The 261-nt window shown below is 57.5% G+C and carries 1 protein-coding gene; it reads right to left on the minus strand.

All coding sequences use genetic code 11. The annotated features are described in order from the left end of the window. The coding region (locus AC6UDB_RS07090; RefSeq protein WP_500709559.1) for a TetR/AcrR family transcriptional regulator at window positions 1–261 on the minus strand (261 nt) is incomplete at both ends.

A 261-nucleotide genomic window follows, 5' to 3' on the forward strand; every position in this document is an offset into this window, starting at 1 on the left:
GTATAAATCCGGATTTTCCTCACCAAACGCCAGGTAGGCATAGGCCATCGCCTGCAAGCGCTCCGGTGCCGACATCGTTGGCCCCATGGCGTCTTGCATCGCCGCGTTCAATCGCTCGAAGCCTAGTAGCGCCAACTCGTAAAGCAGTGCCCCCTTGTCAGGAAAATGCCGATACGGAGCCGAGTGACTGACTTGGGCTCGCCTAGCTATTTCGCGCAGCGTGAATTGCCAGCCTTGCTGTTCTTTCAGGGTCGCCAAAGC

The sequence above is a fragment of the Fructilactobacillus sp. X3R2C1 genome, assembly GCF_059901235.1.